Source organism: Actibacterium sp. EMB200-NS6 (assembly GCF_001305615.1).
In the GTDB taxonomy this organism is placed as follows: domain Bacteria; phylum Pseudomonadota; class Alphaproteobacteria; order Rhodobacterales; family Rhodobacteraceae; genus Actibacterium_A; species Actibacterium_A naphthalenivorans.
The window spans coordinates 3,098,548-3,112,263 of the sequence record NZ_CP010869.1 but is presented as its reverse complement, the minus strand read 5'-3'; the positions used below and the strand labels follow the sequence as shown (position 1 = coordinate 3,112,263).

The window sequence follows — 13,716 nt, the reverse complement described above, 5'->3', positions numbered from 1 at the left end:
TCGCTTGCCAGCCCGGGCGGCGGGCTTTATACGGCGCTCTCCATCCGGCGCGACCGGCCAAAGTGGCATGCCGAGTCGCGCTTACACCGCTCATGAATTCGAGGAGACGGAAATGCCCAAGATGAAGACGAAATCGAGCTGCAAGAAGCGGTTCAAGGTCACGGCCAAGGGCCGCGTTGTCGCCGCACAGGCCGGCAAGCGCCACGGCATGATCAAACGCACGAACAAGTTCCTGCGCAACGCGCGCGGCACCACCACGCTGTCGGCCCCTGACGAGAAGATCGTCAAGTCGATGATGCCGTACGCACGCTAAGGAGGTTCTGATATGTCCCGAGTCAAAGGTGGCGTTACCACTCACGCCCGTCACAAGAAGGTCATCAAGGCCGCCAAGGGTTACTACGGCCGCCGCAGCACGGCGTTCAAGACCGCAACCCAGGCCGTCGACAAGGCCAACCAATACGCCACGCGCGACCGCAAGAACCGCAAGCGCAACTTCCGCGCCCTGTGGATTCAGCGGATCAACGCCGCCGTCCGCAACCATGACGAGGCGCTGACCTATTCGCGCTTCATCAACGGCCTGTCGCTGGCCGGGGTCGAGGTTGACCGCAAGGTTCTGGCCGATCTGGCCGTGAACGAACCCGATGCGTTCGGTGCCATCGTCGACAAGGCGAAGGCCGCGCTCGCGTAAACCTCTTTCAGAGGGTCAGTTTGAAAGCCGCGAGCCCGGAGACGGGTCTCGCGGCTTTTTCGTTTCAGCGGCGCATCTCGCGCGGGGCGGCGAAGACGCCCGTCAGGGCGGATGAGCGGCTTGCATTCAGGGGGGCCTGTGATAGCAGGAACCCGGACAAAATCAGGGGGGTCCGCATGGACGATCTGAGGCAGAAATATCTGGACGCCATCGCAGGCGCGGCCGACGAGGCCAGCCTGGAGGATCTGCGGGTGCAGGCCGTCGGCAAGAAGGGCGAGATCAGCCTGAAGATGCGCGAGCTGGGCCGCATGACGCCGGAAGAGCGCCAGGTCGCCGGCCCCGCGCTGAACGCCCTGAAAGACGAGATCAACAGCGCGCTGGCCGCCCGCAAAGCCGCGCTGGGCGACGCCGCGCTCGAGGAGCGGCTGCGCTCGGAATGGCTGGATGTCACCCTGCCCGGCCGCCCGCGCCGCGCCGGCACCATCCACCCCGTCAGCCAGGTGATGGAAGAGGTCACCGCCATCTTCGCCGACATGGGCTTTGCCGTTGCCGAAGGCCCGCAGATCGAAAGCGACTGGTATAATTTCGACGCGCTGAACATCCCGCCCGAACACCCCGCGCGGCAAGAGCATGACACGTTCTTCATGCACCGGGCCGAGGGCGACGACCGGCCCCCGCATGTGCTGCGCACCCATACCAGCCCGGTGCAGATCCGGGCGCTGCAAAAGCAGGGCGCGCCGATCCGGGTGATCGCGCCGGGCCGTGTCTATCGCATGGACATGGATCAGACCCACACGCCGATGTTCCATCAGGTCGAGGGGCTGGCGATCGGCCGCGACATTTCCATGGCCAACCTGAAATGGGTGCTGGAAGAGTTCTGCCGCGCCTATTTCGAGGTCGACGAGGTGGAGCTGCGCTTCCGCGCCTCGCATTTCCCGTTCACCGAACCCTCGGCCGAGGTCGACATCCGCTGTTCCTGGGAAGGCGGCAGCCTGAAGCTGGGCGAGGGCGACGACTGGATGGAGATCCTGGGCTCCGGCATGGTGCACCCCAAGGTGCTGGCCGCGGCGGGGGTAGACCCCGATCAATGGCAGGGCTTCGCCTTTGGCCTGGGCATCGACCGGATCGCGATGCTGAAATACGGCATCCCCGATCTGCGGGCGTTCTTCGATTCAGACCTGCGCTGGCTGCGGCACTACGGGTTCAGCGCGCTGGATGTGCCGACGCTGCACGGGGGGCTGTCGCGGTGACACCAGAGCTTTGCGGAACAGAGGATCGCAAGCGATCCGGGGGTGACGTTTCTGACCGGGCTTCGCTCACGTCTGAACATGTCCAAAAGACGCTGCCGATAAAGGACTGAACCAATGAAATTCACCCTCTCCTGGCTGAAACAGCACCTCGACACGCAAGCGTCACTGGATGACATCCTCTATGCCCTGACCGACCTCGGGCTGGAGGTCGAGGGCGTCGAAAACCCGGCCGAAAAGCTGCGCGCCTTCACCCTCGCCAAGGTCAAGAGCGCCGAGCAGCACCCCGATGCCGACAGGCTGCGCGTCTGCGTCGTGGAAACCGACGAGGGCGACAAGCAGATCGTCTGCGGTGCGCCCAACGCGCGGGCGGGCATCACCGTGGTGCTGGCCAAACCCGGCGACTATGTCCCCGGCATCGATGTGACGCTTTCGATCGGCAAGATCCGGGGCGTCGAAAGCCACGGCATGATGGCCTCCGAGCGCGAGCTGGAACTGTCCGACGAACATGACGGCATCATCGAGCTGCCCTCGGGCGAGGTGGGGCAAAGCTTTGCCGACTGGCTGGCCGAGAACGATCCCGCCAAGGTCGATCCGGTGATCGAGATCGCCATCACCCCCAACCGCCCCGATGCGCTGGGCGTGCATGGCATCGCGCGCGATCTGGCGGCGCGGGGGCTGGGCACGCTGATCCCGCCGGTGGCCACGCCGGTGCCGGGCACGTTCAAATGCCCGATCCACGTGACCATTGACCGTGAAACCCAGCACAAGGCCTGCCCGGTGTTCTACGGCCGGGTGATCCGGGGCGTGAAGAACGGGCCGAGCCCGCAATGGCTGCAGACCTTGCTGAAGGCGGTCGGGCTGCGCCCGATCTCGGCGCTGGTCGATGTGACCAACTTCTTCACCTATGACATGAACCGCCCGCTGCATGTGTTCGACGCCGACAAGGTGAAGGGCGCGCTGCGGGTGCATGCGGCCGAAGGCGGAGAGAGCTTCGCGGCGCTGGATGACAAGACCTACACGCTGGCGCCGGGGATGACCGTGATTTCCGACAGCCGCGGCGTGGAAAGCCTTGGCGGTGTGATGGGCGGGGCCGCGACCGGCTGCACCGAAGACACAGTGAACGTGTTCCTCGAGGCCGCCTATTTCGATCCGATCCGTACCGCGATGACGGGCCGCGCGCTCAAGATCAACTCCGACGCGCGCTACCGCTTCGAACGCGGGATCGACCCGGAATGGACGCCCGCAGGCATGGAGCAGGCCACGCGGATGATCATGGATCTGTGCGGCGGCGAGGCGTCGGAGGTTGTGGTGGCCGGGCACATGCCCGATGTCAGCCGCGCCTATCGTCTGGATACCGACCGGGTGCAATCGCTGGTGGGGATGGAGATCGACGCGGATGAACAGCGTTCAACGCTGACCGCGCTGGGGTTCCGCCTCGAGGGTGACATGGCGCATGTGCCGTCCTGGCGGCCCGATGTGCTGGGCGAGGCCGATCTGGTCGAAGAGGTGGCGCGCGTCGCCTCGCTGACCCGGTTGCAGGGGCGGCCGCTGCCGCGCACCCATGTGGGCGTGCCCAAGGGCATCCTGACGCCGATGCAAAAGCGCGAACAGATCGCGCGGCGCAGCATCGCGGCGCTGGGGTATAATGAATGCGTCACCTACTCGTTCATCGATCAGGGCGCCGCCGCGCTGTTCGGGGGCGGCGATGACGCCACCATGCTGCAAAACCCGATCTCGTCGGAGATGAGCCATATGCGCCCGGCGCTGCTGCCCGGTCTGCTGCAGGCCGCCGCCCGCAATCAGGCGCGCGGCTTCATGGATCTGGCCCTGTTCGAGGTCGGCCCCGCCTTTCACGGCGCCGAGCCGGAAGAGCAGCACCTGCTGGCCTCCGGCCTGCTGGTCGGCCATTCCGGGCCCAGGGATGTGCACGGCGCCCGCCGCCCGGTGGATGTCTTCGATGCCAAGGCGGATCTCGAGGCGGTGCTGTCGGCCATCGGCGCGCCGGCCAAGGCGCAGATCCTGCGCGGCGCGCCGGATTTCTGGCATCCCGGCCGGTCGGGGCAGATCTGCCTTGGCCCCAAGAAGGTGCTGGCCGCGTTCGGCGAATTGCACCCAAGGGTGCTGGCCGCGCTGGATGTAAAGGGCCCCGCCGTGGGGTTCACCCTGTTCCTTGAACAGCCGCCCTTCCCCAAGAACAAGGCCGCCGCCCGCCCGGCGCTCGCCGTCAGCGATCTGCAGGCGGTGGAGCGCGATTTTGCCTTCGTGGTCGATGCGGGGGTAGAGGCGCTGACGCTGGTCAACGCCGCCGCCGGGGCTGACAAGGCGCTGATCGAAGAGGTGCGGGTGTTCGACGAATTCATCGGCGGCGCGCTGGGCGAGGGCAAGAAATCGCTCGCCATCACGGTACGGCTGCAACCCACCGACGCGACGCTGAAGGAAAAGGATATCGAGGCCGTGGCCGCCAGGATCGTCGAGAAGGTCGGCAAGGCCACCGGCGGCGTACTGCGCGGATAAGCCCCGCCGCGGCGGCTATGCAAGAGCGCGGCACGGGGGCATACTATACTCCGTGCTGCTGCCGCTGCGGGGGATGCGATGTTTCAGGATCGGGCCGAGGCCGGAGAGATGCTGGCCGACGCGTTGGAGAAGGCCGCGCCGGCGGCGCCGGTGGTTCTGGCGCTGCCGCGTGGCGGGTTGCCGGTGGCGGTGCCGGTGGCCAGGCGGCTGTCTGCGCCGCTCGACCTTCTTCTGGTGCGCAAGATCGGGATGCCAGGCCAGCCGGAGCTTGCCGCCGGCGCCGTGGTCGACGGGCCGGCGCATGAGGTGGTGTTCAATGACGGCCTTCTGCGCTCGATGGGCCTGACAGAGACGGACTTCGCCGACAGTATCGCCGCGAAGCTGGAAGAGATCGAAAACCGCCGGAAGATGTATCTTGGCGGCCGCACGCCGGTCACGGTCGAGGGGCGGACGGCGATCGTGGTGGATGACGGCATCGCCACCGGCGCCACCGTCAGGGCGGCGCTGAAGGCGTTGCGCAAACGCGGCCCGGCGGCGATCTGGCTGGCGGTGCCGGTGGCGCCCGGCGATTCCCTGGCCGAAATGGCGGCGCTTGTCGACAAGGTGATCTGCCTGGAGGTGCCGCGCCCGTTTTACGCGGTCGGCGCGCATTACCGGGTGTTCGATCAGGTCAGCGACGCCGCGGTGGTCGAGGCGCTGCGCTCGGTCTGGGATAGCGCGGCGCCGTCGGCGAACGGCTGAGGTGCGTCAGCCTCGCGGCGGCTGCAGCAGGCCGCGCTGCACCGCCGGGCGGGCCATGAAACGGTCCAGATAAGCGGGCACGTTCGCCAGCGTGTCCCAGCCGACCAGCGGCCCGGCCTCGTAAAACCCCGTTACCGTGCGCAGCCAGGGGCAGATGGCGATATCGGCGATTGAGTAATCGCCGCAAACCCAATCCCGCCCGTCAAGCTGCCTGTCCAGCACCTTGAGCAGGCGGATGCTTTCCTGCACGTAGCGTTCGCGCGGGATGGGGTCGGCCACATCCTTGCCGCCCATCTTCACGAAGAACCCCATCTGCCCGAACATCGGCCCGATGCCCCCCATCTGGAACATCAGCCATTGCAGAACATCGTACCGCCCGGCGGGATCGGCGGGCAAGAGCTGCCCGGTCTTTTCGGCCAGATAGATCAGGATCGCGCCGCTCTCGAACAGCGGCAGCGGCGCACCGCCGGGGCCTTGGGGGTCGATGATCGCGGGGATCTTGTTGTTGGGGCTGATCGCAAGGAATTCTGGGCTGAACTGCGCGTTCTCGGCGAAAGAAACGGTGTGGGCGTCATAGGGCAGCCCGGTTTCCTCCAGCATGATCGAGACTTTCAGGCCGTTCGGCGTCGGAAAGCCATAGTACTGGATGGCGGCGGGATCGCGCGGGGGCCAGCGTTTCGTGATCGGGAAATCTGCAAGCCGGGTCATGGAGGCTCCTTGCGGGTTTCGGGGACATCGGGGCGAGTATTCCCCTAAAAACTCCCGGGCGCCATGCAATATCGTGCTATGATGCAAAGGGGATCGCGCAAAGGCTTCTTGCGGCCCGCATTCTAAACAAACGCGAAACGCGGGGACAAAATGCTTAAGGAATTCAAGGATTTCATCGCCAAGGGCAATGTCATGGACATGGCCGTGGGTATCATCATCGGTGCGGCCTTTACGGCCATCGTCAGCTCGTTGGTTGCTGACCTGATCAACCCGATCATCGGCCTGATCATCGGCGGGATCGATTTCTCGAACATGTTCATCGTGCTCAAGGGCGAGGGCGACTATCCTTCGCTGGCGGCGGCGCGCGATGCCGGTGCGGCCGTGTTCGCCTATGGCGCGTTCATCAACGCCGTCATCAACTTCCTGATCATCGCCTTCGTGGTGTTCATGCTTGTGCGCTATGTCAACAAGATCAAGGACGCGGCCATTTCCAAGGGCGAGGTCGTGCCGGAAGCACCGTCGGGCCCCACTCAGGAAGAGCTTCTGATGGATATCCGCGATCTGCTGAAAAAGGCCTGATCGCCGGCACAGATCTGAAAAGGCCCGCCGTTTCGGCGGGCCTTTTGCGTTTCGCTCAGCCCTTCAGGGCCAGCGCCGGGGCCAGCACGTCGATCCCCAGCGCCTGGCCGGCCGCAAGGCAGGTCAGCCGCCCGGCGTGGGTGTTCAGCCCGGCCAGCAGATGCGGATCGTCGGCGCAGGCCTGCCGCCAGCCCTTGTCGGCCAGCGCCAGCAGGAAGGGCATGGTGGCATTGCCAAGCGCGATCGTCGCGGTCCGGGCCACCGCGCCGGGCATGTTGGCCACGCAGTAATGCATCACACCGTCCACCGCATAGATCGGGTCTTCGTGGGTGGTGGGGCGCGAGGTTTCGAAACATCCGCCCTGATCGATGGCGACATCGACGATGGCCGCCCCCGGCTTCATCGTCGAAAGCTGCGCGCGGCTGACCAGCCGGGGCGCCGCCGCGCCGGGGATCAGCACCGCGCCCACCACCAGATCGGCCTCGGCCAACAGTTCCGCCATCGCCCCGGCCGAGGAATAGCGGGTGCCGAACAGCCCGCCGAAGACGTCATCAAGATAGCGCAGCCGGGGCAGCGACCGGTCAAGCACGGTCACATCGGCGCCCATGCCCGCCGCCACCCGCGCCGCGTGGGTGCCGACCACCCCGCCGCCGATCACCAAAACCCTGGCCGGGCCGACGCCGGGCACACCCCCCAGCAGCACGCCGCGCCCGCCATTGGCCTTTTGCAGCGTCCAGGCGCCAACCTGCGGCGCCAGGCGGCCGGCAACCTCTGACATCGGCGCCAGAAGCGGCAGCCCGCCCTGCGCGTCCGTCACCGTTTCATAGGCGATCGCGGTCACGCCGCTTTCCAGCAGGTCACGGGTCTGGTCGGGGTCGGGGGCAAGGTGCAGATAGGTGAACAGCACCTGCCCCTCGCGCAGGCGCTTGCGTTCTTCGGGCTGCGGCTCCTTCACCTTCACGATCAGCCCGGCGCGGGCGAACAGCTCTTGCGCGGTGGCCACAATCTCGGCCCCGGCGGCGGTATAATCGGCATCGGTGAAGCCCGCGCCATTGCCGGCCGCGGTTTCCATCAGCACCCGGTGGCCATGGGCCACGGCCTCGCGCGCGGCGTTCGGGGTCATGCCCACACGAAATTCCTGCGGCTTGATCTCTTTCGGGCATCCGATAATCATTCAGGCATCTCTCCTTGTTTTCCGCATTCTGCACGCAACGGCGCAAAATTGCCGCGAAATATTTCGCATAAACCTGTCGGTCGGTGAAGAAATCATGCAGGCTTGGGCGAAATCACAGAAGGATCGTGCGCGCGAATGGAACTGGACGATACGGACCGGCGAATCCTGACGGCCCTGCAGAAAGCGGGACGCATGTCCAACGCCGAACTGTCAGAGCGGGTCAACCTGTCGCCCTCGGCCTGTCACCGGCGGGTGAACCGGCTGGAGGGCGAAGGCTATATCCGCGACTACGTGGCGCTTCTGGACGCGCGCAAGATGGGGCGGCCGACCACGGTCTTTGTCGAGATCACCCTGTCGGGCCAGGCGGACGAGCTTCTGGATGCGTTCGAAAAGGCGGTGGCGCGGATCCCGGACGTTCTGGAATGCCACCTGATGGCGGGCAGTTTCGACTATCTGCTGAAGGTCGTGGCGCGCGACAGCGAGGATTTCGCCAGCATCCACCGCCGCTATCTGACCCGATTGCCGGGGGTGGCGCAGATGCATTCGAGTTTTGCCCTGAAAACGGTGTTCAAGACCACGGCGCTGCCGCTCTAGCCCGCTACCAGCGCCAGAAGCGGGGCATCAAAAGCACGAAGATGGTCAGCAGGCCAAGCCGGCCCATCAGCATCGCCAGCACCATGATCCACTTTCCGGCATCGGGAAAGTCGGTCATGGTGCCGGTGCGCGCCACCAGCGGGCCGAAACCGAAGCCGATATTTCCGATCGAGGTCCAGACCGCGAATGTGGCCGATTCCGCGTCGACGCCGATCATGTCCATCGCGATGATCAGAACGCCCAGCGTCAGGATATAGCCGCCCACATAGAGCACGAGCGCGTCCAGCACGTCGCGGTCCACCGGCCGCCCGTCATACTTCACGGCCTGCATGCGCGAGGGGGCGTGCAGCCGCACGATCTGGGCCCGAAGCTCCAGAAAGGTCAGCTGCCAGCGAAACACGCTGATGCTGGCGGAGCTTGAAGAGGTGCATCCGCCGATCATCCCCACCAGAAAGGCCACGACAACGGGAAACGGCCCCCAACCGGCCACATCGGCCGAACCAAAGCCGGTGCCGGAGAAAATCGAGACGATATTGAACAGGCTCTGGCGCAGAACCGGTTCGGTGGCCTCCTCGCCTGTCACAAGGCGATAGGCCGCGACCATGCCCACCGCCACGGCCAGCCAGCGCAGATAGGCGTGCACCTGCGGGTCGGAGAGCAGTGGCCGCGGGTTGCCGGCGGCGAGCTGGACAAAGCGGATATAGGGCAGGCTGGCCAGGATCATGAACAGCGCGCCCACATATTCCGCCGGGCCGCTGTACTTGCCAAAAGAGGCGTCAGAGGTCGAAAACCCGCCGGTCGAGATCGTGGCGAACGCGTTGACCACCGCGTCCAGCGGGGTCATGCCCGCGGCGAGATAAGAGAGGGCGGCAAGGAGGGTCAGCCCGACATAAAGCACCAACAGCATGCGCGCGATGTCAGGCGCGCGGGGCAGCACCTTGCCCAAAGTGTCGAACCCTTCGGCACGGAAGAACTGCATGCCGCCCACACGCATCACCGGCAGAAAGATCATGGCGACAAAGGCGATGCCCAGCCCGCCCAGCCAGTTCAGGAGACCGCGCCACAAAAGCACGCCCATCGGCAGCGAATCGAGCCCGGTAAAGACCGAGGAACCTGTGGTGGTGATGCCCGATACCGCCTCGAAATAGGCATCCGTGAAATTGGCATGGGGGGCGCCTTCCACGAAGGGCAGGGCGCCGAACACCGGCGCGATCACCCAGATCGCCGCCGTCAGCAGAAAGCCCTGCCGCAGCGACAGGCTGCGCGTCAGCCTGCTCTGGCACGACAGCGCCAGAACGGCGCCTGTCAGCATCGTCTGGATCGCCGTTTCCAGAAACGCGTGCCAGTTGGTGTCATGCCGGGCCAGATCCAGCGCCATGGGCGCCAGCATCAGCCCGCCAAGCGCAACGAGCAGAAGACCGAGAACATATCCGACCGGGCGCAGATCAAGCATGATAGGCAGATGCATGGGCGCGCCGTCAGGCCGAGTCAAGCAGCGGCGGCGCGCCCTGGGCCGGGCGGGGCTGCCCCCGCGCCCGTTTTTCTGACACAAAACGTTCAAACAGCGCTGTTAGCGACGAGTCGTGCCGGACGCATCGCTCGCATGTCGCGGCAGATCACACAGGAGAACGCGCAGAATGGACAGGCCGGAAGAGGACATCACCAGGGACTGGCTGGAAGCCGAGCTTGAAGACACGCTGGACGAGGATTTCGAGATCGAATTCAGCGAGCCGATGCTGTCGATGGAGATCCGCAAGATCTACAACAAGCAACATCCCAACATGCTCGACCGCAAGGTCTATTTCCGCAACCTTCTGCGGCTTCAGGCAGAGCTGATCAAGCTGCAGGACTGGGTGCAGCACACCAACGCCAAGGTTCTGGTGATCATGGAGGGGCGCGATTCGGCCGGCAAGGGCGGCGTGATCAAGCGCATCACCCAGCGGCTGAACCCGCGCGTGGCCCGTGTGGTGGCCCTGCCGGCGCCGTCGCGGCGCGAACAGAGCCAGTGGTATTTCCAGCGCTACGTGCCGCACCTGCCGGCGGGCGGCGAGATCGTGCTGTTCGACCGCTCATGGTACAACCGCGCCGGGGTGGAACGGGTGATGGGCTTTGCCTCCGAGGATCAGGTGGAGACCTTTTTCCAGGACGTTCCCGAATTTGAGCGGATGCTGGTACGCTCGGGCGTGATCGTCCTGAAATACTGGTTCTCGATCACCGACGAGGAACAGCAGCTTCGCTTTCTGATGCGCATCCACGATCCGATGAAACAGTGGAAACTCTCGCCGATGGATCTGGAAAGCCGGGTGCGGTGGGAAAAATACACCAAGGCCAAGGAAGACATGTTCGCCCGCACCAACATCCCCGAGGCGCCGTGGTATATCGTCGAAGGCAACGACAAAAAGCGCGAGCGGCTGAACTGCATCGAGCATCTTCTGTCGAAAATCCCCTATGAAGAGGTCCCGAGCGAAAAGGTGACCCTGCCGGAACGGGTGTTCAACCCCGACTATGAGCGCAAGGTGCTGCCCGATGAGCTTTACGTGCCGAAAGTGTATTGAGCCGGTCATCACCAGCGCTCACGGGCGTCTTCGCGCGAAAATCGACCGCGACGGAGGGATGAACGCCGGGTGGATCGGATGCGATCCGCTGGAAAAGACAAACCCCCGGGCCTTCGCTCGGGGGTCATCAAGGGGCGTTGCCGCCCGGGTTCGCTGTCGAAAAGGGCCTCAGAGACCGCCTTCGCGCTGCGCCTTCTTGCGTGCGAGCTTACGGGCGCGTCGAATCGCCTCGGCCTTCTCGCGCGCTTTCTTCTCGGACGGTTTCTCGAAATGTTGCTTGAGCTTCATTTCGCGAAACACACCCTCGCGCTGCAGTTTCTTCTTCAGGGCACGAAGCGCCTGATCGACATTGTTGTCGCGAACACTGACCTGCATGTGGTTTTCACCACCTTTCTAGTCTGGAGTTTCATCAATTCGCAGGAGGGGGCCGTATAGCAAAGCAGCCCCGGCTTGTCTACACTGGTTTCAACCCGAAAGGAGGCCGACCATGCCCACCGACCCGCCGAAAACCGACGATCCCGGGATCGCACTTCTGGATGCGGCCCTGCCCCATGTCGCCTTCGATGGCTGGAGCGAGGCCACCTTCCGCGCCGCAGTGGCCGAATCCGGCGTGGAACCCGCGCTGGCGCGGGCGCTTTGCCCGCGCGGCGCCGTCGATCTGGCGATCGCCTATCACAGGCGCGGCGACGCTGCGATGGCGGCCCGGCTGGCGGCGGCGGATCTGTCGGCCATGCGTCTGCGCGACCGAATCGCCACCGCCGTGCGCTTCCGGCTGGAGGCGGTCGAGGATCGCGAGGTGGTGCGCCGGGGCACCGCGCTCTTCGCGCTTCCGCAACATGCGGGCGAAGGGGCGAGGGCCGTCTGGGACACCGCCGATCTGATCTGGCGCACCCTGGGCGACACTTCCGATGACGTGAACTGGTACACCAAGCGCATGACCCTGTCGGGGGTTTATGGCTCCACCGTTCTCTACTGGCTGGGCGATGACAGCCCCGGCTACAGCCGCACATGGGAGTTTCTGGATCGCCGCATCGACGGGGTGATGCGGTTCGAGAAGGTCAAGGCACGGATGCGGGACAGCGTGCTGCTCAAGCCGTTTCTCGCAGCCCCGGCCTGGATGCTGGGCCGGGTGAAGGCCCCGTCGAAACCGCCGCGCACGGACATGCCCGGCACCTATGGCGGCGAAACACAGGAGTGACGATGACCTTTCCCAAAACCATGCGCGCCGTGGAGATTTCACAGCCCGGCGGGCCCGAGGTGCTGCGCCTGACCGAACGCCCGGTGCCGGTTCCGGCCGCCGGCGAGATCGTCATCCGGCTCTCCTATGCCGGGGTGAACCGCCCCGATGCGCTGCAGCGGGCCGGGGCCTATGCGCCGCCGCCCTCCGCATCCGATCTGCCGGGGCTGGAGGGCGCCGGAGAGGTGGTGGCGATCGGCGCGGGCGTCTCGGGCCTGTCGGTGGGCGAGAGGGTCTGCGCGCTTTTGCCCGGCGGTGGCTATGCCGAATATGTGGCCACGCCCGCCGCCCATGCCCTGCCGGTGCCCGCCAAGATGGATCTCAAGGCGGCGGCCTGCCTGCCGGAAACCTTCTTTACCGTCTGGTCCAACGTGTTCATGCGCGGCGGCCTGAAAGCGGGGGAGCGGTTCCTGGTGCATGGCGGTTCGTCCGGCATCGGCACCACGGCGATCCAGCTTGCGAACGTGTTCGGCGCGCGGGTGTTCACCACCGCGGGATCGGCCGCGAAATGCGCCGCCTGCACCGCGCTCGGGGCCGAGCGGGCGATCAACTACCACAAGGAGGATTTCGTCGAGGTGCTGCGCGCCGAGGGCGGGGCGGATCTGATTCTCGACATGGTCGGGGGCAGCTATATTCCCCGCAACATCAAGGCGCTGGCCGATGACGGGCGGATGATGCACATCGCCTTTCTGTCCGGCCCCAGGGCCGAGGTGAACTTCGCCCAGATCATGGCCCGGCGGCTGACGGTCACGGGGTCCACCCTGCGGCCGCAATCGGATCTCGCCAAGGCCCGGATCGCGGAAGAGCTGCGGGCGCATGTCTGGCCGCTGCTGGCGGCGGGGCGGGTCGCCCCGGTGATGGATTCCGAGTTTCCCTTGGCCGAGGCCGCCGCCGCCCATACGCGGATGGAAGGCAGCAGCCATATCGGCAAGATCGTTCTGAAGGTGGGGTAGCGGCTTTGTTACGGTGTCGTGCCTGACGGGGGAAAGGCGGTGCGGATAGCTTCTTGTGCCCGAACCGATATGTCGGTCGAAGAGGGCGGCTCGCTGCCGAACAGTGTGCGCAGATGCCAGTCACCAAGCAGCACGCTGATCAAGACACCGGTCAACGCCTCCGTCCGCTCGGTCGGAAGGGATGCCGATTGCGCCGTGAGGCGCGCCGTGCTGTGGAAAATATAGGTGAAACCTTTTGTCATCACCTTTGCGTGAAACGATGCGGGCAAATCGGGTAACCGGCCGGCTTGAGAAATCATCAGTCTGGTCAGCATGATTTGCCGTGGAGACAAGATATACTGCGCCAGGGCGCAGAGCCGCAGGTGCAGTTCTGTTTCCGGGTCATCATGGCTGGTTTCCGCCTCTGTCCGGGCGTCCGGGAAGATGTCCAACTCAGTTATTAACTCTGTGAAAATATTATTTTTATCTGGGAATGCCTGATAGAGCGTCTTTTTTGACATTCCTGCAATCTGGGCGATCTGCTCCATCGTGGCGGCGTCATATCCTCGTTCTGTGAACGCGGCCTCCGCGGCACGCAGCAGAATCACGCGGCGCGACTGTTGATCCAGAACCTCCGGTCGCCCGGGGCTGCGCTTTTTGGGGGTTGATCTCGTGGTCCGCACAGTCTGCACCCAATGTCCCGTTGACATTTTGAAAACGGTATCGTTTCCTAAACTTGAAGTA

Annotated in this window: 15 protein-coding genes; 10 read left to right on the top strand and 5 right to left on the bottom strand. The window is 65.1% G+C overall.

Annotation, left to right across the window (positions count from 1 at the left end):
* Positions 1-112 precede the first annotated feature (112 nt).
* The 5 genes from rpmI to TQ29_RS15070 all read left to right on the top strand — a co-directional run bounded on the left by rpmI (position 113) and on the right by TQ29_RS15070 (position 5,193).
* Positions 113-313: a 50S ribosomal protein L35 gene (gene rpmI / locus TQ29_RS15090; RefSeq protein ID WP_037207844.1), complete on the top strand. Its 201-nt coding sequence runs from the start codon at positions 113-115 to the stop codon at positions 311-313.
* Between the two features lie 12 nt (positions 314-325).
* Positions 326-688, top strand: coding sequence for a 50S ribosomal protein L20 (gene rplT / locus TQ29_RS15085; RefSeq protein ID WP_037207842.1), 363 nt, complete (start codon positions 326-328; stop codon positions 686-688).
* A gap of 176 nt (positions 689-864) precedes the next feature.
* Positions 865-1,938 (top strand): phenylalanine--tRNA ligase subunit alpha, encoded by a 1,074-nt coding sequence (gene pheS, locus TQ29_RS15080; protein ID WP_054539828.1) that lies wholly within the window; start codon positions 865-867, stop codon positions 1,936-1,938.
* Between the two features lie 114 nt (positions 1,939-2,052).
* Positions 2,053-4,452 carry a phenylalanine--tRNA ligase subunit beta gene (gene pheT, locus TQ29_RS15075; RefSeq protein WP_054539827.1) on the top strand — a complete coding sequence of 800 codons (2,400 nt, stop codon included), beginning with the start codon at positions 2,053-2,055 and terminating at the stop codon, positions 4,450-4,452.
* 78 nt (positions 4,453-4,530) lie between these two features.
* Positions 4,531-5,193 carry a phosphoribosyltransferase gene (locus TQ29_RS15070; protein WP_054539826.1) on the top strand — a complete coding sequence of 221 codons (663 nt, stop codon included), beginning with the start codon at positions 4,531-4,533 and terminating at the stop codon, positions 5,191-5,193.
* Positions 5,194-5,199: 6 nt separating this feature from the next.
* Here the strand turns inward: TQ29_RS15070 and TQ29_RS15065 are convergent, their stop codons facing one another.
* Positions 5,200-5,901, bottom strand: a complete 702-nt coding sequence (locus TQ29_RS15065) for a glutathione S-transferase family protein (RefSeq protein ID WP_054539825.1) — start codon at positions 5,899-5,901, stop codon at positions 5,200-5,202.
* Between the two features lie 150 nt (positions 5,902-6,051).
* Here TQ29_RS15065 and mscL point away from each other — a divergent pair, with 150 nt between their 5' ends.
* On the top strand, positions 6,052-6,480 hold the full coding sequence (mscL, locus tag TQ29_RS15060) for a large conductance mechanosensitive channel protein MscL (protein ID WP_054539824.1): 429 nt from the start codon (positions 6,052-6,054) through the stop codon (positions 6,478-6,480).
* Between the two features lie 55 nt (positions 6,481-6,535).
* Here the strand turns inward: mscL and ald are convergent, their stop codons facing one another.
* Complete coding sequence (gene ald, locus TQ29_RS15055; protein WP_054539823.1) at positions 6,536-7,654, bottom strand: alanine dehydrogenase; 1,119 nt, start codon at positions 7,652-7,654, stop codon at positions 6,536-6,538.
* A gap of 135 nt (positions 7,655-7,789) precedes the next feature.
* Here ald and TQ29_RS15050 point away from each other — a divergent pair, with 135 nt between their 5' ends.
* A complete protein-coding gene (locus tag TQ29_RS15050; RefSeq protein ID WP_037207824.1) occupies positions 7,790-8,248 on the top strand; it encodes an Lrp/AsnC family transcriptional regulator in 459 nt (152 codons plus the stop codon).
* Between the two features lie 4 nt (positions 8,249-8,252).
* On the opposite strand, the gene TQ29_RS15045 is transcribed toward TQ29_RS15050, so the two are convergent.
* Positions 8,253-9,701 carry a TrkH family potassium uptake protein gene (locus TQ29_RS15045; RefSeq protein WP_054540471.1) on the bottom strand — a complete coding sequence of 483 codons (1,449 nt, stop codon included), beginning with the start codon at positions 9,699-9,701 and terminating at the stop codon, positions 8,253-8,255.
* A 184-nt stretch (positions 9,702-9,885) separates the two neighbouring features.
* Between TQ29_RS15045 and ppk2 the strand changes: the two genes are divergently transcribed.
* The gene (ppk2, locus tag TQ29_RS15040; RefSeq protein ID WP_054539822.1) at positions 9,886-10,803 is read left to right on the top strand and encodes a polyphosphate kinase 2; all 918 of its coding nucleotides are present in this window, start codon (positions 9,886-9,888) and stop codon (positions 10,801-10,803) included.
* A 168-nt stretch (positions 10,804-10,971) separates the two neighbouring features.
* Here ppk2 and rpsU read toward each other — a convergent pair whose 3' ends face one another.
* Positions 10,972-11,178: a 30S ribosomal protein S21 gene (rpsU, locus tag TQ29_RS20385; RefSeq protein WP_037207819.1), complete on the bottom strand. Its 207-nt coding sequence runs from the start codon at positions 11,176-11,178 to the stop codon at positions 10,972-10,974.
* Between the two features lie 112 nt (positions 11,179-11,290).
* On the opposite strand from rpsU, the gene TQ29_RS15030 reads away from it, so the two are divergent.
* Together TQ29_RS15030 and TQ29_RS15025 are read left to right on the top strand one after the other, a co-directional pair.
* The gene (locus tag TQ29_RS15030; protein WP_054539820.1) at positions 11,291-12,001 is read left to right on the top strand and encodes a COQ9 family protein; all 711 of its coding nucleotides are present in this window, start codon (positions 11,291-11,293) and stop codon (positions 11,999-12,001) included.
* 2 nt (positions 12,002-12,003) lie between these two features.
* Complete coding sequence (locus tag TQ29_RS15025) at positions 12,004-12,993, top strand: NAD(P)H-quinone oxidoreductase (RefSeq protein ID WP_054539819.1); 990 nt, start codon at positions 12,004-12,006, stop codon at positions 12,991-12,993.
* Positions 12,994-13,001: 8 nt separating this feature from the next.
* On the opposite strand, the gene TQ29_RS15020 is transcribed toward TQ29_RS15025, so the two are convergent.
* Positions 13,002-13,580: a TetR/AcrR family transcriptional regulator gene (locus TQ29_RS15020; RefSeq protein ID WP_054539818.1), complete on the bottom strand. Its 579-nt coding sequence runs from the start codon at positions 13,578-13,580 to the stop codon at positions 13,002-13,004.
* Positions 13,581-13,716: the final 136 nt, after the last annotated feature.